Annotated in this window: 1 protein-coding gene; it reads left to right on the top strand. The window is 66.9% G+C overall.

All coding sequences use genetic code 11. From position 1 onward, the window contains the following. Positions 1-2 precede the first annotated feature (2 nt). Positions 3-613 (top strand): GTP-binding protein (locus PQS31_RS17015; protein ID WP_272764018.1); only part of this gene is annotated, 611 nt, incomplete at its 3' end.

Raw genomic sequence — 613 nt, 5'->3', positions numbered from 1 at the left:
CCATGGCAAAGGGTAAGTTCGAGCGCACCAAGCCCCACGTGAACGTGGGCACGATTGGTCACGTTGACCACGGCAAGACGACGCTGACGGCGGCGCTGACGAAGATCGGTGCGGAGCGTTTCGGCGGCGAGTTCAAGGCCTACGACGCGATCGACGCGGCGCCGGAAGAGAAGGCGCGCGGCATCACGATCTCGACCGCGCACGTCGAGTACGAGAGCCCGACCCGTCACTACGCCCACGTCGACTGCCCGGGCCACGCCGACTACGTCAAGAACATGATCACCGGTGCGGCGCAGATGGACGGCGCGATCCTGGTGTGCTCGGCCGCGGACGGCCCGATGCCGCAGACGCGCGAGCACATCCTGCTGTCGCGCCAGGTCGGCGTGCCGCACATCGTCGTGTTCCTGAACAAGGCCGACATGGTCGACGACGCCGAGCTGCTCGAGCTGGTCGAGATGGAAGTGCGCGAGCTGCTGTCGAAGTACGACTTCCCGGGCGACGACACCCCGATCATCCACGGCTCGGCCCGTCTGGCGCTGGAAGGCGACCAGAGCGACATCGGCGTGCCGGCGATCCTGAAGCTGGTCGACGCGCTCGACACCTTCATCCCGGA

This window comes from Luteimonas sp. BLCC-B24 (assembly GCF_028550595.1).
Lineage (GTDB): Bacteria > Pseudomonadota > Gammaproteobacteria > Xanthomonadales > Xanthomonadaceae > Luteimonas.
The sequence above is the reverse complement of the archived record's forward strand: the minus strand, read 5'-3'. Positions and strand labels throughout refer to the sequence as shown.